This window comes from Arthrobacter pascens, from assembly GCF_030816475.1.
In the GTDB taxonomy this organism is placed as follows: domain Bacteria; phylum Actinomycetota; class Actinomycetes; order Actinomycetales; family Micrococcaceae; genus Arthrobacter; species Arthrobacter pascens_B.
In genome coordinates this window covers 1,019,035-1,036,642 of the sequence record NZ_JAUSXF010000001.1, presented here as the reverse complement: position 1 = coordinate 1,036,642, position 17,608 = coordinate 1,019,035, and the positions used below count along the sequence as shown (strand labels likewise).

21 protein-coding genes and 1 pseudogene are annotated in these 17,608 nt (G+C 59.3%); 20 read left to right on the top strand and 2 right to left on the bottom strand.

Annotation, left to right across the window (positions count from 1 at the left end; genetic code table 11):
- Positions 1 to 63: 63 nt before the first annotated feature.
- Together rpsI and rplM are read right to left on the bottom strand one after the other, a co-directional pair.
- The gene (gene rpsI, locus QFZ40_RS04885) at positions 64 to 570 is read right to left on the bottom strand and encodes a 30S ribosomal protein S9 (RefSeq protein WP_214960656.1); all 507 of its coding nucleotides are present in this window, start codon (positions 568 to 570) and stop codon (positions 64 to 66) included.
- A 38-nt stretch (positions 571 to 608) separates the two neighbouring features.
- The gene (rplM, locus tag QFZ40_RS04880; RefSeq protein ID WP_015937805.1) at positions 609 to 1,052 is read right to left on the bottom strand and encodes a 50S ribosomal protein L13; all 444 of its coding nucleotides are present in this window, start codon (positions 1,050 to 1,052) and stop codon (positions 609 to 611) included.
- A 298-nt stretch (positions 1,053 to 1,350) separates the two neighbouring features.
- Here rplM and QFZ40_RS04875 point away from each other — a divergent pair, with 298 nt between their 5' ends.
- The 20 genes and pseudogenes from QFZ40_RS04875 to QFZ40_RS04785 all read left to right on the top strand — a co-directional run bounded on the left by QFZ40_RS04875 (position 1,351) and on the right by QFZ40_RS04785 (position 17,591).
- On the top strand, positions 1,351 to 2,016 hold the full coding sequence (locus QFZ40_RS04875) for a prepilin peptidase (protein WP_306903158.1): 666 nt from the start codon (positions 1,351 to 1,353) through the stop codon (positions 2,014 to 2,016).
- 274 nt (positions 2,017 to 2,290) lie between these two features.
- A complete protein-coding gene (locus QFZ40_RS04870) occupies positions 2,291 to 2,482 on the top strand; it encodes a Flp family type IVb pilin (RefSeq protein ID WP_306903157.1) in 192 nt (63 codons plus the stop codon).
- 25 nt (positions 2,483 to 2,507) lie between these two features.
- Positions 2,508 to 2,690, top strand: coding sequence for a Flp family type IVb pilin (locus QFZ40_RS04865; RefSeq protein WP_306903156.1), 183 nt, complete (start codon positions 2,508 to 2,510; stop codon positions 2,688 to 2,690).
- Positions 2,691 to 2,898: 208 nt separating this feature from the next.
- Positions 2,899 to 3,342 (top strand): TadE/TadG family type IV pilus assembly protein, encoded by a 444-nt coding sequence (locus QFZ40_RS04860; protein ID WP_306903155.1) that lies wholly within the window; start codon positions 2,899 to 2,901, stop codon positions 3,340 to 3,342.
- Positions 3,255 to 3,482: pseudogene (locus tag QFZ40_RS21600) on the top strand (pilus assembly protein TadG-related protein); the annotation flags it as partial. The gene QFZ40_RS04860 and the pseudogene QFZ40_RS21600, both read left to right, overlap by 88 nt.
- Before the next feature lie 63 nt (positions 3,483 to 3,545).
- Positions 3,546 to 4,397 carry a hypothetical protein gene (locus QFZ40_RS04855; RefSeq protein ID WP_373427490.1) on the top strand — a complete coding sequence of 284 codons (852 nt, stop codon included), beginning with the start codon at positions 3,546 to 3,548 and terminating at the stop codon, positions 4,395 to 4,397.
- A 38-nt stretch (positions 4,398 to 4,435) separates the two neighbouring features.
- Positions 4,436 to 5,194, top strand: a complete 759-nt coding sequence (gene cpaB / locus QFZ40_RS04850; protein WP_306903153.1) for a Flp pilus assembly protein CpaB — start codon at positions 4,436 to 4,438, stop codon at positions 5,192 to 5,194.
- Positions 5,191 to 6,384 (top strand): AAA family ATPase, encoded by a 1,194-nt coding sequence (locus QFZ40_RS04845; RefSeq protein WP_306903152.1) that lies wholly within the window; start codon positions 5,191 to 5,193, stop codon positions 6,382 to 6,384. The genes cpaB (QFZ40_RS04850) and QFZ40_RS04845 overlap by 4 nt, the downstream gene beginning before the upstream one ends.
- Positions 6,384 to 7,829, top strand: a complete 1,446-nt coding sequence (locus QFZ40_RS04840) for a CpaF family protein (RefSeq protein WP_306903151.1) — start codon at positions 6,384 to 6,386, stop codon at positions 7,827 to 7,829. The genes QFZ40_RS04845 and QFZ40_RS04840 overlap by 1 nt, the downstream gene beginning before the upstream one ends.
- On the top strand, positions 7,826 to 8,773 hold the full coding sequence (locus tag QFZ40_RS04835) for a type II secretion system F family protein (protein WP_306903150.1): 948 nt from the start codon (positions 7,826 to 7,828) through the stop codon (positions 8,771 to 8,773). The genes QFZ40_RS04840 and QFZ40_RS04835 overlap by 4 nt, the downstream gene beginning before the upstream one ends.
- 8 nt (positions 8,774 to 8,781) lie before the next feature.
- The gene (locus QFZ40_RS04830) at positions 8,782 to 9,687 is read left to right on the top strand and encodes a type II secretion system F family protein (protein ID WP_306903149.1); all 906 of its coding nucleotides are present in this window, start codon (positions 8,782 to 8,784) and stop codon (positions 9,685 to 9,687) included.
- Between the two features lie 273 nt (positions 9,688 to 9,960).
- Positions 9,961 to 10,152, top strand: coding sequence for a Flp family type IVb pilin (locus QFZ40_RS04825; RefSeq protein ID WP_306903148.1), 192 nt, complete (start codon positions 9,961 to 9,963; stop codon positions 10,150 to 10,152).
- Between the two features lie 152 nt (positions 10,153 to 10,304).
- Positions 10,305 to 10,679 carry a TadE/TadG family type IV pilus assembly protein gene (locus QFZ40_RS04820; protein ID WP_306903147.1) on the top strand — a complete coding sequence of 125 codons (375 nt, stop codon included), beginning with the start codon at positions 10,305 to 10,307 and terminating at the stop codon, positions 10,677 to 10,679.
- Positions 10,667 to 11,692 (top strand): TadE/TadG family type IV pilus assembly protein, encoded by a 1,026-nt coding sequence (locus QFZ40_RS04815; protein WP_306903146.1) that lies wholly within the window; start codon positions 10,667 to 10,669, stop codon positions 11,690 to 11,692. The genes QFZ40_RS04820 and QFZ40_RS04815 overlap by 13 nt, the downstream gene beginning before the upstream one ends.
- 27 nt (positions 11,693 to 11,719) lie before the next feature.
- Positions 11,720 to 12,487: a Flp pilus assembly protein CpaB gene (cpaB, locus tag QFZ40_RS04810; RefSeq protein WP_306903145.1), complete on the top strand. Its 768-nt coding sequence runs from the start codon at positions 11,720 to 11,722 to the stop codon at positions 12,485 to 12,487.
- The gene (locus tag QFZ40_RS04805) at positions 12,484 to 13,677 is read left to right on the top strand and encodes an AAA family ATPase (RefSeq protein ID WP_306903144.1); all 1,194 of its coding nucleotides are present in this window, start codon (positions 12,484 to 12,486) and stop codon (positions 13,675 to 13,677) included. The genes cpaB (QFZ40_RS04810) and QFZ40_RS04805 overlap by 4 nt, the downstream gene beginning before the upstream one ends.
- Complete coding sequence (locus QFZ40_RS04800; RefSeq protein ID WP_306903143.1) at positions 13,678 to 15,219, top strand: CpaF family protein; 1,542 nt, start codon at positions 13,678 to 13,680, stop codon at positions 15,217 to 15,219. It abuts the gene before it with no gap.
- Positions 15,216 to 16,148 (top strand): type II secretion system F family protein, encoded by a 933-nt coding sequence (locus tag QFZ40_RS04795; protein ID WP_306903142.1) that lies wholly within the window; start codon positions 15,216 to 15,218, stop codon positions 16,146 to 16,148. The genes QFZ40_RS04800 and QFZ40_RS04795 overlap by 4 nt, the downstream gene beginning before the upstream one ends.
- 8 nt (positions 16,149 to 16,156) lie before the next feature.
- The gene (locus tag QFZ40_RS04790) at positions 16,157 to 17,041 is read left to right on the top strand and encodes a type II secretion system F family protein (protein ID WP_306903140.1); all 885 of its coding nucleotides are present in this window, start codon (positions 16,157 to 16,159) and stop codon (positions 17,039 to 17,041) included.
- A gap of 91 nt (positions 17,042 to 17,132) precedes the next feature.
- On the top strand, positions 17,133 to 17,591 hold the full coding sequence (locus QFZ40_RS04785) for an Hpt domain-containing protein (RefSeq protein WP_306903139.1): 459 nt from the start codon (positions 17,133 to 17,135) through the stop codon (positions 17,589 to 17,591).
- Positions 17,592 to 17,608: the final 17 nt, after the last annotated feature.

Below are 17,608 nucleotides of genomic sequence, written 5' to 3'. Positions count from 1 at the left end.
CAAACCACCAAAAAGGAAGCCCATCCCACCAAAACGGCGGGACGGGCTTCCGTGAAAGCGGGATTAGCGCTTGGAGTACTGCTGAGCCTTACGGGCCTTCTTGAGACCGGCCTTCTTGCGCTCGATGACGCGGGCGTCACGGGACAGGTAACCGGCCTTCTTCAGGATGGCGCGGTTGTTCTCGACGTCGATCTCGTTGAGTGAACGGGCGATGCCGAGGCGCAGCGCACCGGCCTGGCCGGAGATGCCGCCGCCGTGGATGCGGGCGATGACGTCATAGGCACCGTCAAGATCGAGGATCTTGAAGGGCTCGTTGACGTCCTGCTGGTGCAGCTTGTTCGGGAAGTAGTTTGCCAGCTCGCGGCCGTTGATGGTCCACTTGCCGGAACCCGGCACAACGCGAACGCGTGCAACGGCTTCCTTGCGGCGGCCAACAGCTGCGCCGGCCACGGTCAGGGCCGGGCGCTCCTTCTTCGGCGCAGCAGCCTCGGCAGCTCCGCTTTCCGAGGTGTAGCTGGTCAGGGTTTCCTCAGCCTCAACGGCTTCGGTGGTCTCTTCGTTCTGAGCCACGATTCTCCTTGTATAGATAAGTTGTTTGGTGGCCAGGACTACTGGGCGACCTGGGTAATTTCGAAAGTCTTGGGCTGCTGGGCGGCATGCGGGTGCTCTGCACCGCGGTACACCTTCAGCTTGCCCAGCTGCTGTGCAGCGAGGGAGTTCTTGGGGAGCATGCCCTTGATGGCCTTCTCAACGGCGCGGACCGGGTTGGATTCCAGGAGTTCCGCATAGTTGACGGAGGTCAGGCCGCCCGGGTAACCGGAGTGGCGGTAAGCGCGCTTCTGCTCCAGCTTGGCGCCGGTCAGGGCTACCTTCTCGGCGTTGATGATGATGACGAAGTCGCCCATGTCCATGTGGGACGCAAAGGTGGCCTTGTGCTTGCCGCGCAGCAGGATTGCGGTCTGGCTCGCAAGACGACCAAGGACAACGTCTGTGGCGTCAATGACGTGCCACTGGCGGTTGATATCGCCGGGCTTCGGGGTGTACGTACGCACGGTTTTTGCCTCGTTCTTGTTCTGGCGTTCTTGTTTAGGTGTCACTCAAGCGTGTGCACCTACTATCTATGCGCTACCGGAACAGAGGTGAGGGCTCCATGTAACCAGTCATCCTGAGGTCCCGAATGTGCTCGTTGAGTAGTCATCCTGCAACCGGATTCTCAAGCGGGCACGCATCATCGAGAAAGGACACGCACAACGACTACCAATATTAGCTTGTACCGGGCGTCAGGGTCAAAATTGGGGTAGCCGGACGCTCTTCACGCCACGTGCCGGACTGACGCATACAGGGGACTTCGTGACTTTTCTGGGCAATGCCGGCTCGGCTGGCACACTCTTGGTGGCCTGCCTCGGCCTCCTGGGGTTCATTCTGTCCCCGTTCGCCGAGTGGGCTATCGCGAAGCTCCTCCCCCGGCTTGGAGGATTGCCTTCCACCGTTTCCAGAGTTACGACGGCGATAATCACCGGATTCATCTGTGGAGCCTTTGCCATAAGGTTTGGCTCCGATCCGGCGCTATCGGCATTTATCCTGCTTGCCGTTCTGGGCGTTCAACTCGCAAGAATTGATATTTCGCTTCATTTGCTGCCCAATCCCTTAGTCCTGTCTCTTCTCCTGGCGGGCCTCGTCCTGTTTCTCCTGCCTGTTTTTGCAGGGGCGCACTGGACAGAACTCCTTCGTGCGGTGGCCGGCGCCGCGATGTTGTTCGTTTCCTACTTGATTTTGGCGATTATTACCCCCGGCGGCATCGGAATGGGCGACGTGAAGCTCGCCGGACCCGTCGGCCTGTACTTGGGCTACCTAGGTTGGGACCAACTGCTGTACGGCGGCCTGCTCGGCTTCATTGTCGGAGGAATCGCATCCGCTCTCGTGTTGAGGTTTCACCTGAAAGAAAGGCCTGCCGAAGTGGCCTACGGTCCGTCGATGCTCGCCGCCGTCGTCGCTGTGTCAGTTATTTGGGGTTGAGCGAACGCTCCCCCACTCACTTTTTGGGAGCTTCGCTGTGCCCGCACCATGTAGTACCTGCTCCTGATCCGTGCCAAAAACTGAGTACTCAAAATCACGTCGCGCGTATGCCTGTACATTAGCCAGCAAAAAGTCGAGTACCACTACGCATTGTTGCCATTGAACGCCAGTGACAATCTTTTCCTAGCGAAGTCCAGCCGCTAAGGAAATATGGGGGCAGCTGGAAATTCGTTGAAAGTATCCCAATCAATTTCATCGAATTAAGGAAACTAAAATGACTTCTCTCATGGTCTCAATGATCGCATTTGTCGCCGGGGTCAAGGATCGCTTCTCTTCCGAGAAGGGCGCCACCGCGGTTGAATACGGCCTTCTCGTGGCACTGATCGCCGCCGTGATTGTCACCATCGTCGCAACACTGGGCGGCCAGATCAACACGGCCTTCACCACTATTTCCAACAAGCTCTAGAGCAAAGCCGAAAGCTATGAATTCAATGATGCTTTCAATTCTGGGATTCATTACGAAAGTCAAGGCTGAACTCCGCTCGGAAAAGGGCGCGACGGCAGTTGAATACGGCCTTCTCGTGGCTTTGATCGCGGCGGTCATCGTCACCATCGTCGCGACTCTCGGAGGCCAACTCAACACGGCTTTCACCACAATGTCCAACGCGTTATAGCTAGCAAGGCTATCGAAGCCCAGGGGCGGGGCGGGATGGCGAGCAGACCGCTCGCCGGCTCCCACCCCGCGCCTGGGTTTCGTTTTTTGGGTCACGCCTACCGTTGGAGACCCGGTCCGGTTGGGAACTCTTTGCACCAACCCATCGCCACAGAAGCTTGCCCGGTCAGTCAGGTTTTCCGGGCTTCAGAGAATCCGGTCACATCATCATGAAGACTCTTGGCAACCCGGAACGGCGTAAACGTCGTGCACGCGAGGCAGGCGCTGTCGCCGTCGAGTTTGCACTCGTACTACCGATCTTCTTGGCACTTGTGCTCGGCATCGCCGAATTCGGCAGGGCATTCAATACTCAGGTTTCGCTCACGGAGGCAGGTCGTGAAGCTGCGCGCTATGCAGCCATCCACTGCGCAGAGAGCACGTACTCGGCCGCCAACGCCCAGGCTGCCGGAGTGGCCGCAGCGCCGTCCGTATCCCTGAGTTCCGCGGACATCGGCATCAGCTATTCCGGCACTGGCACCTGTTCCCCCGGCAACAATGCCGTGGTCACGGTGAGCTATACAACTCCATGGATGACAGGCTTCCCCGCGCTGATTCCGGGCATGCCTGCCAGCCTCACAATTCAAGGCAAGGGTGTAATGCGATGCGGCGGATGAAAGTCCAGGGTTCGGAGCGTGGGGTCGTCGCCCCATTAACGGCTCTAATAATGGTTGTTCTGTTGGGAATGGCGGCCTTTGCAGTAGACGTGGCCACCATGTACTCCGAGCATGCCCAGCTGCAGAATGGCGCTGACTCGTCCGCCCTCGCGATCGCGCAAGCCTGCGCTGCGACTCCCCCGGGGCCGGCCTGCGCTGCACCCGTGGCCGCGGCCACAGGCCTGGCGAACGACAACGCCTTGGACGCGCATAGCAACCTTGTTAGTGCAACGGTCGGAGCGGGGGTCGTCAATGTCACCACCCAAGCCCAGGACCCGGCCGGCAATAATCACTTCTCCCTCGTCTTTGCCCGAGCCCTCGGTATCAACACCTCAGACATTCAGGCCTCCGCGCAGGCAAGGTTCGGCGGTTTTTCGGCCGCAAACGTCGTTCCACTGGCATTCTCCAAATGTGAATCTGACCCGGGCTTCACCAAGAACCTTCAATTCTTTCCGTCACACGGGAGCGGACTAGACGACGATCCTGGCTATGAGTGCAAACAGGGGCCATCGTCGGGGTGGGAGTTGTCTGGTGGTTTTGGCTGGATAAAACACGGAACAACCAATTGCACTGTCCTCGTCGACATCGCGGCTCCTTGGGTTAGTGCCGATACCGGCCAGGACTTCGATGGCACCTGCACCAGTGTCTTCGCAGGGTGGAAGGCAACGCTCAGCGCGGGGAAGACGGTGGAGATCCTCGTTCCAATCTTCGACATCGCCTGTCCTGACAGTGGCGGCACTGGTACAGATCCGTGTTCGGCCTCTCCCTATGGCAAGAACGGAAAGGGCTTCCATATTGAGGCTTTTGCCCAGATATCCCTCCGCGGCTGGCATTTCAGCGGAGGCGGGGATACCTACTACACGCCTGAAGCGTCGGCCCTCAGCAGCTCATTGAAGCTCAAAAACCCCGACACGGGACTGTTCGGGAGGTTCATCAAGAAAGTCTCTCTTGAAGAGGCAGCGGTCATGGGAGGTCCTACCACCTACGGCGCTACGGGTGCAGGGCTATCTAAGTAGTCGACTATTCCGATCACCATTACTAAGGAGATTCACCAATGAAAACCCGCCTACTGGGAGGCATCGTCGCACTCGTGCTGGCAATAGTCGGCACCCTGCTACTCGTCTCATATGTTCAAGGTTCTGAAGCCAGGGCCCAACAAGACCTACAGCCAATTGATGTTCTGGTGGTTGAGAAACAGATTCCTGTGGGCTCAACCCTGGACGAGGTGAAAGCCTCCGTCAGACTGGCTTCCCTCCCGGCGGCATCTGTGCCGAACGGGGCACTCAAGAGCTTTGACGGATTGGACGGCAAAGTGACCTCAGCAGAATTGGTACCGGGAGAGCCGCTTCTTGGAGTCCGCCTTGTTGATCCGACCAGCCTGGCTGCCCCCGGATCCGTCCCTGTCCCTGCGGGAATGCAGGAGGTCTCCGTCCAGCTGGATGCACAGCGGGTCGTCGGTGGTCGAATCGTCGCAGGCGACACCGTTGGCATCGTTGCTCTTTTCGCAGACGGGGCCAACAAAGAGGCACCCGCAGTCGAAACCGCACAGCAGATTTTCCATAAGGTGCTTGTCACAAGCGTCCAGCGAGCTACTGCCCAAGCGTCCGGCAACACTAGCCAGACGGCTTCTGCCGAACAGGCAAACACGCAGCTGCCCACAGGTTCGTTACTGGTCACCTTTGCACGGAGTGACACCGACGCAGCCAAGATCGCCTTCGCTGCAGAGTTCGGGAAGCTGTGGCTGACAAAGGAACCTGAGTCCGCGACGGAGAATGCTCCGTTCACAGTCAAGAAAATGGAGCTGTACCGATGAGCAGATTCGTGCTGATTACAGCGGACTCCGGCTTCTCCCACAGGGCACAACAGGCGGCCGCCGGCCTGCACGGCAGTCTCCAAACCCTGGCGGCCGACTATTTGCCCCCCAGCCCGGACGACATCCTTCGGGTTCTGAGCGGCGAACTTGCTGAGGTAATACTGCTCGGTCCAGGTTTACCCACGGAAGATTCGATTCGCCTCGCCAGCCTTTTCGATCTCCAGTATCCGGAGATCAGCGTGGTTCTGGTGACGGAAGGTGAGGCAGACATTGCTCTGCCGGCCATGCGGGCAGGTATCCGCGACCTACTTCACCCGGACGCAACCAGCGAGGAAATCCGCAACATGCTTGAACGGGCCAGTCTGGCGGCGGCCGGCAGGCGACGCGGCCTGGGGGCGTCGGTCGAGGACGGCGGGTCCGGAGGTCGAATCGTCGCGGTCATGTCCCCGAAAGGGGGCGTTGGCAAAACAACGGTCACAACCAACCTGGCTGTCGGACTTGGCAAGATTGCCCCGATGAGCGTCGTGGTGCTCGACCTGGATCTACAGTTCGGCGACGTCGCTTCGGGGCTGATGCTCGAACCGGAACGCACCTTGGCTGATGCTGTGACCGGAGCCGCTGTGCAGGACAATATGGTCCTCAAGTCGTACTTGACCCTTCATCCGTCGGGAATCTATGCACTGTGCGCCCCGCTGAATCCCGCCCACGCGGACAAAATCAGTGGAGAACAGGTGGGCCACCTGATCAGTCAACTTGCGAATGAATTCCAATTCGTCGTGGTTGACACAGCTCCGGGGTTGGGGGAGCACGTTCTGGCCACCTTGGATCAGGCCACTGACGCCGTCTGGATCTGCGGCATGGACATACCGAGCATCCGCGGCCTGAGGACTGGTTTCGGTATTCTCACCGAGCTTGATCTCCTGCCGGGTAATCGCCACGTGGTGCTCAACTTTGCGGACAGGAAGAGCGGCCTGACTTTGCAAGACGTTGAGGCAACCATTGGCTGCCCAGTGGACATCGTCCTACCGCGGTCGCGGGCAGTGCCTTTCTCCACTAACAAGGGGATACCCCTGTTGCAGGACGGCAGCCGAGACCCAGCTGCCCGCGGCATGGCACAGCTCGTGGAAAGGTTTAAGCCCAACTGGGAACAACGGCCACACAAGAAACTTCACAGAAGGGTAATAGTCTAATGAGCCTGGCCAGAAGATTAGAGGCCGCACGAGGCAGCGATGGCGGTAAGGACGCCGCCGCTGGCCCGAGGCCGGACCTACAGTGGAAGGCTTCCCCTGCAGGCACAGACCCATCTGTGAACCCCTTCGACACCCGAAACTATGCCACGGAACCAAACGAGGCCCTTACTGCAGTTAAAGAACGTGCGGGGACTGCACTCTACGAGCGGATGGGCAGCCGGATTACAGATTCTTCGATAGAGGAATCTGAACTGCAGCAGTACGTCAAAGATGAGCTGAGAAGCATTATCGAGGAGGATGAAATCCCCCTCACCGTCTCGGAGCGTCAGCGATTGGTCCAGGAAATCATCGATGACGTTCTGGGACTGGGTCCTCTCGAGAAGTTTCTGAGCGACGCCGAGATCACAGAGGTCATGGTCAATGGGCCAGACAAAATCTATGTGGAACGTAACGGAAAGCTAACCCTAACAGGCGCGAGATTCAGCGGTGAGGGGCACCTGAGGAAAGTCATCGAACGGATTGTCACCAAGGTGGGCAGACGTATTGACGAGTCCTCTCCTCTCGTGGATGCCCGGCTTTCTGACGGTTCCCGTGTCAATGCAATCATTCCTCCGCTAGCGGTCAGCGGCTCGTCGCTGACCATCCGGAAGTTCGGGCAGGTGCCGTTGACTGTCAACAACCTCATTTCGCTGGGTTCCATGTCTCCCGAGATCGCAGAACTGCTGCAGGCCTGCGTCAGGGCTCGGCTGAACGTCATCGTGTCCGGCGGAACTGGCACAGGCAAGACAACGCTTCTCAATGTGTTGTCTTCCTTCATTCCGGCAGAAGAACGCATTGTCACGATCGAGGACGCCGTGGAACTGCAACTCCAACAGGAGCACGTAGTGCGGCTGGAAAGCCGCCCGAGGAACATTGAGGGTAAGGGCGAGATCACCATCCGCGATCTGGTTCGAAACTCCCTGCGCATGCGGCCTGACCGGATTGTCATCGGCGAAGTCCGTGGCGGGGAATCACTGGACATGCTTCAAGCCATGAATACCGGACACGACGGCTCTATCTCCACCGTTCACGCCAACTCCCCCAGGGACGCGATCTCCCGCCTGGAGACTCTTGTCCTGATGGCGGGAATGGATTTGCCTCTTCGTGCCATCAGAGAACAAATAGCATCGGCGGTGAACCTGATAGTCCATATTTCCCGGCTCCGGGACGGAAGCCGCAGGGTAACCCACGTGACGGAGGTTCAGGGCATGGAGGGGGATGTTGTCACACTCCAGGACGCCTTTGTCTTCGACTACAGCGCGGGGGTTGATGCCAGCGGAAAGTTCCTTGGACGGCCAATGCCGACCGGAGTCCGTCCACGATTCGTGGATCACTTCGCGGAGCTTGGTATTCCGCTATCACCAACCGTCTTTGGCAGCGTGCCGGCAGGAGGTGTTTTCCGGTGACGGTAACAGATCCGGTATTTCTGGCCCTTGGGATAGCGCTTTGTTTCATTGCGTTGGCAGTTCTACTCGTGATTACCTTCAAGAGCGGTCGCGGGGAAATTGCCATCTCCCGGCGACGGCCCGGTGTGGTCAACGGCCCCTCCATGCTGACGAAGGTGACCGCTACCGCTACGACATTCCTGGACCGGAAAGTCAGCAGGAATGCGGCCTTCGGAAGTCGGGTTTCACTCGAGCAGGCCGGCCTCAAAATGCGGCAAGCGGACTTCATCCTGTTGATCGCGTGTATCGCCGTAACGGCGGGCGTTGTTGGCTTTATTTTGGGCGGCACCGTCGCTTGCATTCTCTTCGTTTGTGCCACCCCGCTCGCCGCCAAGCTATTTTTGGGCATCCTTTCCGCGCGTCGCCGCAGCAAGTTCGACGCGCAACTCGGCGACACGCTCCAAATGCTCGCGGGAGGGTTGCGGGCCGGCCACAGCCTTCTGCGTTCAATTGACGCCGTTTCGCAGGAAGCAGAGGCTCCAACGTCCGAGGAGTTCGCCCGCCTAATCAACGAGTCGCGGCTTGGCCGGGATCTGCAGGAATCGATGGTTGATGCCGCCCGGCGGTTGCGCAGCGAAGACTTCGACTGGATCAGCCAGGCGATCGAAATTCACCGTGAGGTCGGCGGTGATCTGGCAGAAGTGCTGGACCACGTTGGCGAGACCATTCGTGAGAGATCGCAGATCAAGGGGCAGGTGAAGGCCCTGAGCGCCGAAGGCCGTCTTTCCGCCTACATTCTTGTTGCACTGCCAGTTGGAATGTTCATTTATATGAGCGCGGTTAACGCCGTCTACATTTCGACGCTGTACACCAACATGCTGGGTTGGTTCATGCTGGCGACGGCAGCCGTCCTGCTCGCTGTCGGCACCTTCTGGCTCAGCCGCGTAGTCCAGATCAAATTCTAGGAGGAATCATGACGGCAATGGCGTGGGTAATCGTAGGGCTGATCGTACTTCCTTGTTCCTTCATGGTCTGGTCCCTTGTGTCCGTGGACAGGAGAGGTTTTGCAGCTGTTCGCAGTAACCTCGGTCGCGGGCTTCGGCTGACAGAGGGAATAGCCGTGGCCGGGTCTGGTCTATCGACAGAGTCGAAACCATCCATCCCCTTGGGGCTGCGTTTGACACCCAAGGGCTACACTGCGTGGCTGGACAAGCTGCTCGCGCGTGCTGGCAGGCCCGCCGGACTGCCCCTGGAGCGCCTGCTGATCGCCAAGCCGGCTCTGGCACTGGTGGTTGGCGTCCTTGGCATCGTTTACATCATGAAGAGTCCCACCGGGCCAGCTGTGCTTTTTGTAGTAGCCCTCGCGGCACTCGCATACTTCACGCCCGACATCTTGATTCACGGCCGTGGGGCTAAGCGGCAAAATGAGATAGAACTGGAGATTCCTAACACCCTCGATCAAATGCTGATCTCGGTGGAGGCAGGACTCGGTTTTGAGACGGCCATGGCCCGGGCTGCCCAGAATGGAAAAGGGCCGCTCGCTGCCGAACTCATGAGGACGTTGCAGGACATGCAGGTCGGACGGAGCCGGCGGGACGCCTATATGGCCATGGCAGCGCGAACCGACGTATCAGACTTGCGAAGCTTTGTCCGGGCTGTTGTCCAGGCAGACATCTACGGAATCGCCATAGCTAACGTGCTGCGGGCTCAAGCCAAGCAGATGCGTGTCAAACGCCGGCAAAGGGCCGAAGAAAAGGCGATGAAACTCCCGGTGAAGGTCCTTTTCCCATTGATGTTCTGCATACTTCCGGTCCTGTTTATCGTGATCATCGGCCCGGCAGTGATCAATGTCATGAAGAACTTCGTCGGCGCTTTCTGAACTGATTCTCCCTGAGCGACCCCCGGCGCCATTGGCGCCCCAAAGACCGGACCCCCTCGGCACCCAGAACCGAGGGGGTCCGTTTGTGCGTCCAGATGATCCCGTTTCCAAGCTCCAGCGCAGCATCGGCGAAGGGAAAGCGCAGGAAAAGCACAGGCCGGGAAGGCTTAGCACAGGATGCTGCAAGTTTCGGTCAACGACGCGTCAAGCGTTGCTATCTTTTTTTCAGAGCTGGTGCAGGACCAGCCACCCCAACTCGCTCAGGAGTTTCAAATGCTTTCTCTCATCGCCACTTTCCAGACCCTCGGCTTCCACCTCAAGAACCGCCTCAACGGAGAAAAGGGCGCAACCGCCGTTGAATACGGCATCATGGTCGGCCTCATCGCCGTCGTCATCATCGTCGCGGTCACCGCGTTGGGTACAAACCTGACTGCCATGTTCACCAAGATCAGCAACGAAGTCTAGCCAGCCGGCACCGGGGAGCAGGCTGGACCTGGGACCTGCCGGGAGAACCACGCTGAACCATTGTGCGGTGCAGGCCTAAACCTGCACCGCACAATCTATTTGCTGGACCACCATCGGGCAGATCAATGCTTGAAAAGAGAGGGACGCAACGGATGCGTGGACGATCGGAGCGTGGTGCAGTTGCCGTTGAGTTCGCCATTCTTGCGCCAATACTGATCACGCTTCTCATGGGCATCATGGAGTTCGGCCGCGCCTACAACGCTCAGGTCTCTCTCACCAATGCCGCCAGGGAGGGCGTCCGGGTCATGGCGATCTCCAATAACCAGGCGTCCGCGCGGACTGCGGCAAAGAACGCCGCCGTCGCCCTTAACCCATCCCTCGCGGATTCCAACATCACGTTCAGCGCCACCACCTGCACAACAGATGCCCAGATGACTGTCACCATCAACTACACGCTCAGCACCCTGACTGGAATTGCTGGACCATTCGCCATGACGGGCAAGGGAGTAATGCTATGCGGCGGTTAGACGAACGGCAGCAGAGGGAACGTGGCGCCATAAGCGTTATCGTGGCCCTTGTCCTGGTGGCACTCTTGGGTTTCACCGCCGTTGCAGTCGACGTCGGCATGCTCTATTCCGAGAAGGCACAGCTTCAGAATGGGGCTGACGCAGCGGCCCTCCTTGTGGCCCAGAAATGCGCCAAGAACACAAGCGATTCGGACTGCTCCACCACCTCTACCCTCGCTAGCAGCTATGCCAATGCAAATGCCAACGACAGCCTAAGCAACATCAAGTCCACGCTGCTGGACAAAACCAATCGAACTGTGACCGTTACGGCAGGGGCGCAAGAGACCGGAAACGTACCCAACAAGGTATCATTTTTCTTCGCCCGAGCCCTCGGAATAACTGTGACTGAGGTCAACGCCCAATCCACGGTTACGTGGGGCAGCCCGATGGCAGGACGCACTGCATTCCCACTGGCGTTTTCGGTGTGTCAGGTCAAGGACTCTATCGGTGGAGCCCTGCAATTACTCCAGGATCACGGCGTGAACCAGAATGCCGACTGCCTCTACGGCCCGTCGGGTGCAGCCGTCGAAGGCGGCTTCGGCTGGCTGGTCCAGGACACCGGCGTTTGCGGCGGCACCATAGATATTGCAGTCAATGAAGGCGGCAGCGATCCCGGCAATAACGCTCCCAACAATTGTTCGGCCACGTTGCAGAAATGGGTCGACGAGATTACGGCCGGGCGAGACGTCATAGTGCTCTTGCCCGTGTATACGACCGTGACTGGGACGGGAAACGGAGCCGTTTACCACCTGATCTCGTTCGCCGCCTTCAAAGTAAAGGGCTGGAAGTTTACCGGCAATGGCGGGGCACCCCTTACTTTCCAGAACACAGCCGATTTCGTGGGCGCATCGCTCATCTGCGACGGCAACTGTCGCGGCATCATCGGAAGCTTCGTCAAGTACACATCTCTCGCTGATGGTTACACCCTTGGGCCCGTTGACGCCTTTGGTGCCACCATCGTCCGTCTGAGTTAACTCAGCCCGAATATTCAGGAGCAGTCAGTGAAGTCACGTCTGTTGGCAGGTGTCGCAGCAGTGGTGTTAGCCCTTATTGGCGCCATTCTGATGTTCACCTACGCCCAAGGAGCTGACCAGCGAGCGGTCAGGGACCTCGATCCTGTGGGAGTACTCGTAGTCATGAAGGCCGTCCCGGCAGGTTCGTCCCTGGAAACCGTCAAAGAAGCGGTAGCCCTGGAACAGTTGCCGGGAACTGCAGTCGGAAAGACCGCGCTAAGAACGCTTGACGATGCTGCTGGAAAGGTTGCTGGCGCAGACCTCATCCCCGGCGAGCAACTCCTGGCGGAGCGGCTCATCGCCCCAGAAGACCTTAAGACATCTGGTTCGGTAAAGGTGCCGGCAGGACTGCAGGAAGTGTCGTTCCAGCTTGAGCCGCAGCGTGTCGTCGGCGGCCGGCTGGAGCCAGGCGACCACATTGGCATCTTCATCTCCTTACCCTCAGGAGGCGTTGAATCCAAGCCCGGGGAGACGACTCAGCTTTCGATCCACAAAGTGCTGGTCACAGCCGTGCAGCGCGCTCCCGAAGGCGCGGCCGCCCAGCCCGCGCCCTCGGCAAGCGCCGGGGCCGAGGCCAATCCCCGCGACGTCAATCTGCCCACGGGCTCACTGATGATCACCGTGGCCGTCAACGACATCAACGCTGACAAAATTGTTTTTGCCTCCGAATTTGCGCGCATTTGGCTGAGTAAGGAGCCCCTCGATGCCCAGGACAGCGGGCCCAAGATCATGCAGAAGCAGGACGTATACAAATGAGCCGCTTCGTCCTTATCACTCCGGATGTTGACTTCGACAGCCGCCTTCGTCAGGCCGTAGCCGGCGGCCTTCAGGGTGGCGTGCAGACCTTCTTCACAGCTGTGCTGCCGGGCAGCCCGCAGGAACTGTTTGCTTCGCTGGACCAGGAGCAGCCAGAAATCCTCATTTTGGGCCCCGAAGTCCCCGTGGACGAGGCGCTGCGGCTGGCTACGGTGCTGAACGTCCAGTCGCCAGAGCTCAGCGTCATCCTGGCGGGCCATCCGGATCCCGACGTTCTCCTCCACGCCATGCGCGCCGGCATCCGGGACATGCTCGCCCCAGACTCCGATCCCGCCCAGATCCGCGTGCTGCTGCAGCGCGTCAGCCAGTCCTTCCCCAGATACCACGTTCAGTCAGCAGGACTGGCAGCCCCATCCAACAAGGGACTGGTCATTGGTGTCTTCTCTCCCAAAGGAGGGGTGGGAAAGACGACCATCGCCACGAACATCGCCATTGGCCTGGGCAAGATCGCACCCATGGGGGTGGTGATCGTGGACCTGGACCTGCAATTTGGCGATGTTGCCTCCGGTCTCTACCTCAGCCCGGAACACACGGTGACGGATGCCGTGTCCCCCGCCGCGGCCGAAGACTCCCTGGTCCTAAAAGCGTTCCTTACCGTCCACCCCGGCGGCATCTACGCACTCTGCGCTCCACTTAGTCCGATCGATGCGGACGAGATAACAGCCGGTCAGATTAGCCGCCTTATTGAGCAACTCGCCGAGCAGTTCCAGTACGTGGTGGTGGACACCGCCCCAGGGTTACCCGAGATCGGCCTGGCAGCGATGGAGCAGTGCTCGGACGTGGTCTGGGTCAGCGCCATGGACATACCCAGCGTCCGCGGCCTGCGCTCCGGCCTGGACATCCTGCGACGCCTGGACATTCTGCCCGAAACCCGGCACGTGGTGCTGAACATGTCCGAGGCCAAGTCCGGGTTGACCGTCCAAGACATCGAATCCACCATCGGGGCGCCCGTTGATGTAAGCATCCCGCGGTCGCGCGCTGTAGCGTTCTCCACCAACCGCGGAATCCCACTCCTACAGGAGCCAGTAAAAGACCCGGCGACTAAAGCATTGAATCAGCTTGTGAACAGGTTCAACCCCGCCTGGCGGGCCAAGGCTCAAAGGAAATTGCACCGAAGGGTGGTTGTCTAAATGAAACTCTCAGAGCGCATCATAGCCGCTGAATCAGGAACCCTGCCGGGAAACCATCCCGCGGCAGTGACGCCCCCCTCTCCCATCGATGGGAGACGGACCGATGTCCGGAGAAGTGAATCCCGGATGGCCGGGCTCAAGGCCCATGGCCCGCGGCCCGCGTCGAGCGGCACCGTCCCGCCGTCTGCCGTTGCAATATCAGAGCTGTCCGAGGAGACCAGGCCGAAAACGCAACAGCCCGTCGACGTGTTCGCTGCGCTCAAGGAACGGGCCGCTACTGCCCTGTTTGAGCGCCTGGGAACGCGCTTCAACGATTCGGCGGTCACAGAAAATGATCTCCGGGCGACGGCGCGCGAGGAATTGACACGGATTATTGACACAGAACAGGTTCCATTGTCAGCCGACGAGCGGACACGCCTCGTTCGCGACGTCGCTGACGACGTCCTGGGCTACGGGCCACTCCAGCGGCTTCTTGATGATCCGGACGTTACCGAGATCATGGTGAACCGCATGGACCAGATCTACGTCGAACGTAAAGGTCAACTGACGCTCACGGAATCCCGCTTCAGCTCAGAAGAGCACCTCCGGAAAGTCATTGAACGCATCGTTTCCAAGGTCGGGCGGCGCATCGACGAATCTTCACCCCTGGTGGACGCCCGACTGGAGGACGGTTCGCGAGTCAACGCGGTGATCCCGCCGCTGGCAGTCGGCGGATCCTCGCTAACCATCCGTAAGTTCAGCAAAGTGCCCCTGACGGTCCGGAACCTCATCGACTTCGGAACACTCACACCGGAAATGGCTGAGCTGCTCAACGCCTGCGTCAAGGCCAAACTCAACATCATCGTCTCGGGCGGTACGGGTACGGGAAAGACCACCCTGCTAAATGTTCTCTCATCTTTCCTACCCGCCAATGAACGGATCGTCACCATCGAGGACGCCGTCGAGCTTCAGATCCAGCAGGAGCATGTGGTCCGGCTGGAGAGCCGCCCTCCTAACACCGAGGGCAAGGGCGAAGTGACCATCAGGGAGCTCCTGAGGAACTCATTGCGTATGCGCCCGGATCGGATCGTGGTGGGCGAAGTCCGTGGCGGCGAGTCACTGGACATGCTCCAGGCCATGAACACCGGCCACGACGGGTCCCTCTCCACCGTCCACTCCAACTCGCCGCGCGACGCCGTCGCGCGGCTTGAAACCCTGGTGCTGATGGCAGGGATGGACTTGCCACTCCGCGCCATCAGGGAGCAAATTGCGTCCGCAGTCAACCTGATCGTCCAAATTTCACGGCTGCGCGACGGTACCCGCCGAATAACCCACGTCACGGAAGTCCAAGGCATGGAAGGCGATATCGTCACACTTCAGGACGCGTTTGTGTTCGACTACTCGGCCGGCGTTGATCAGCACGGTCGCTTCCTTGGCAGTCCCGTAGCAACAGGCATTCGTCCGCGCTTTATCGACCGTTTTGAGGACCTTGGAATCCATGTGTCGCCAGCCGTCTTCGCCACTTCGGCTACTTCTGCCGTCCCCCCTGCGAGCCGGACATGATGCTCACTGCCGGAGCGTTGCTCTTCCTTGCTGCTGCTGTCCTGCTAGGATTTGCCTTCATTCTCCGACCGGCTCCGCAAGTCCCCCTCGACAGACGACGTCCGTACGAATCTGATCCGCCGTCACAACTGACCCGCATCGCCGCCTCCACGGTCAGGCTATTCGACAAGGTTTTGGCGAGCGGCGGTCTGCGGTTATTCGGCCGGGAAGCGCTGGAGAATGCCGGAATTCGCATGACCCAGGCAGAGTTCCTCGTTTTGGTAGCGGCCGGGGCCGTGGTGGCAGCATTAGCGGGTCTAATTGTGCTGGGACCGGGCCTCGCCATCCTCCTCTTCATACTGGCACCGTTCGTTGGGCACCTCATGCTCAATTTTCTGGCGGGTAAACGACGCAACAAATTCGATCAGCAGCTCGGTGACACCCTTCAACTGCTGGCCGGAGGCCTTCGGGCTGGCCACAGCATCCTCCGTGCAGTCGACGCCGCTGCTGCGGAATCGCAAAGCCCAACATCCGAAGAAATGCGCCGGGTCATCACCGAGACCAGTTTGGGCCGCGATCTCCTCGCGTCGCTAACGGATACGGCCCAGCGGATGCGAAATGAAGACTTCGTCTGGGTAGCACAGGCAATCCAGATTAATCGGGAAGTTGGCGGCAACCTTGCGGAGGTCCTCGACCAGGTGAATGAAACCATTCGGGAGAGGTCTGAAATCAAGGGGCACATTAAAGGCCTCGCGGCGGAGGGTAAATTCTCCGCATATATCCTCATCGCGATGCCCATTGGAATCGTGATGATGCTCATGACCGTAAATCCCGGTTACATGGATGCCATGTTTACGCATCCCTTGGGTTGGGCAATGATCGGGTTCTCCGTTGTCCTCATGACGATCGGCAGTTTGTGGATGCGCAAGATCATCAACCTCAAGTTCTGAGCTAAAACATGAATCCATTGTTCCTTTCCTCGCTCGTTCTGGTTTCACTTCCCATCGGCTACCTCACCTGGTCCGTCCTTTCAGTGGATCGGCGAGCCCGAGCTGCGACAGTTGAGATCCTCACCAGAGGGAGACTGGACGCGGAAACCCCGGAGAAGTCCGGAGATGGACTTCTCGCCACCATCGGGTTCCGCCTGACTCCAGCCGCCTACATTCGAAAACTCGACCGTCTGCTTTCGCTCGCAGGCAGGCCCATCTCGTGGCCGTTGGGCCGGGTCCTGGCAGCAAAACCAGTGCTGGGGCTGACCGGGGCCGTACTGGGTCTGTGGATCAGTACCGCCAGTTCTGCCCCGCTCATAAAGCTGACGGGGATGTTCGTGCTGTTCCTCGGGTACTTCATTCCCGACCTGCTGCTATACAGCAAAGGCCAGGAACGACAGAAAGTCATGCAGCTGGAGCTGGCCAACACCTTGGACCAGATGCTCATCTCCGTCGAGGCGGGACTAGGCTTCGAAGGGGCCATGGCTCGCGCCGGAGCGAACGGCAAAGGGCCCCTGGCCGAGGAACTGGTCCGGACTCTGCAGGACATGCAGGTCGGGCGGAGCCGGCGAGAATCCTACCTGGCCCTGGCCGAACGGACCAACCTGCAGGAGCTGCGAAGCTTCGTCCAGGCCATTGTCCAGGCGGATACTTACGGCATCGCTATCAGCCGGGTCCTCAGGGTGCAAGCAAGGGTGATGCGTGTGAAGCGTCGCCAACGTGCAGAGGAAAAGGCCATGAAACTCCCCGTCATGATCCTCTTTCCCTTGCTGTTTTTCATATTTCCCGTTCTCTTCATCGCAATTCTGGGGCCAGCAGTAATCCACGCTATTTCTGTGTTCACCGGTCAGTGACAAGGATCAAAATCGCATAGAATCCCTCAAGGTTTCCACAGGATCTGCCTAAATCCAGCTTTTGGAAATAATCAGGAAGTAGCCTTTAAGAATGAACATTCCAGAGTCCGACTCCACTGATGGAGGTGTCCCCGCCGTCACCTCGGCGGCAGGGTCGCGGGCCCACGCCGGAATGTCCTCTGAGGCCGAAGAACTTCTCCCGCTGGTTGACGCCAGTATTCTGCAGGACCTGGAAGAGGAGCTGAACGGATCAGAGCTGGCCATCCGTTTTGCCCGGGACTACGCCGCCATGTGGGACCTGCGGTGCACCAGGCTCGCGGCCGCCGTGCAGAGCCAGGACATTGATGCTGCGCTTGACGCGATCATTAGCCTGAAGATCACGTCCGCCATGATTGGAGGTCTCCGCCTGGCATGGCTGGCCGAGACCCTTGAGAACGTGATTCGCCAAGGTGATTTTGGCCGAGGCCAGGCACTCATGGAACGCGTCGCCGATAACGGCGACCGGACGGTCCTTGAACTCCAGACCAGCTATATCCTGAGGAACGGCTAGGGCTGACCGACGCTCCA

Excerpts from the sequence above, each read along its gene's own strand:
- QFZ40_RS04870 (WP_306903157.1), top strand. The coding sequence starts at position 2,291 with ATGACTTCTCTCATGGTCTCAATGATCGCATTTGTCGCCGGGGTCAAG.
- QFZ40_RS04865 (WP_306903156.1), top strand. The coding sequence starts at position 2,508 with ATGATGCTTTCAATTCTGGGATTCATTACGAAAGTCAAGGCTGAACTC.
- QFZ40_RS04860 (WP_306903155.1), top strand. The coding sequence starts at position 2,899 with ATGAAGACTCTTGGCAACCCGGAACGGCGTAAACGTCGTGCACGCGAG.
- cpaB (WP_306903153.1), top strand. The coding sequence starts at position 4,436 with ATGAAAACCCGCCTACTGGGAGGCATCGTCGCACTCGTGCTGGCAATA.
- QFZ40_RS04845 (WP_306903152.1), top strand. The coding sequence starts at position 5,191 with ATGAGCAGATTCGTGCTGATTACAGCGGACTCCGGCTTCTCCCACAGG.
- QFZ40_RS04840 (WP_306903151.1), top strand. The coding sequence starts at position 6,384 with ATGAGCCTGGCCAGAAGATTAGAGGCCGCACGAGGCAGCGATGGCGGT.
- QFZ40_RS04830 (WP_306903149.1), top strand. The coding sequence starts at position 8,782 with ATGACGGCAATGGCGTGGGTAATCGTAGGGCTGATCGTACTTCCTTGT.
- QFZ40_RS04825 (WP_306903148.1), top strand. The coding sequence starts at position 9,961 with ATGCTTTCTCTCATCGCCACTTTCCAGACCCTCGGCTTCCACCTCAAG.
- QFZ40_RS04820 (WP_306903147.1), top strand. The coding sequence starts at position 10,305 with ATGCGTGGACGATCGGAGCGTGGTGCAGTTGCCGTTGAGTTCGCCATT.
- QFZ40_RS04815 (WP_306903146.1), top strand. The coding sequence starts at position 10,667 with ATGCGGCGGTTAGACGAACGGCAGCAGAGGGAACGTGGCGCCATAAGC.
- QFZ40_RS04805 (WP_306903144.1), top strand. The coding sequence starts at position 12,484 with ATGAGCCGCTTCGTCCTTATCACTCCGGATGTTGACTTCGACAGCCGC.
- QFZ40_RS04800 (WP_306903143.1), top strand. The coding sequence starts at position 13,678 with ATGAAACTCTCAGAGCGCATCATAGCCGCTGAATCAGGAACCCTGCCG.
- QFZ40_RS04795 (WP_306903142.1), top strand. The coding sequence starts at position 15,216 with ATGATGCTCACTGCCGGAGCGTTGCTCTTCCTTGCTGCTGCTGTCCTG.
- QFZ40_RS04790 (WP_306903140.1), top strand. The coding sequence starts at position 16,157 with ATGAATCCATTGTTCCTTTCCTCGCTCGTTCTGGTTTCACTTCCCATC.
- QFZ40_RS04785 (WP_306903139.1), top strand. The coding sequence starts at position 17,133 with ATGAACATTCCAGAGTCCGACTCCACTGATGGAGGTGTCCCCGCCGTC.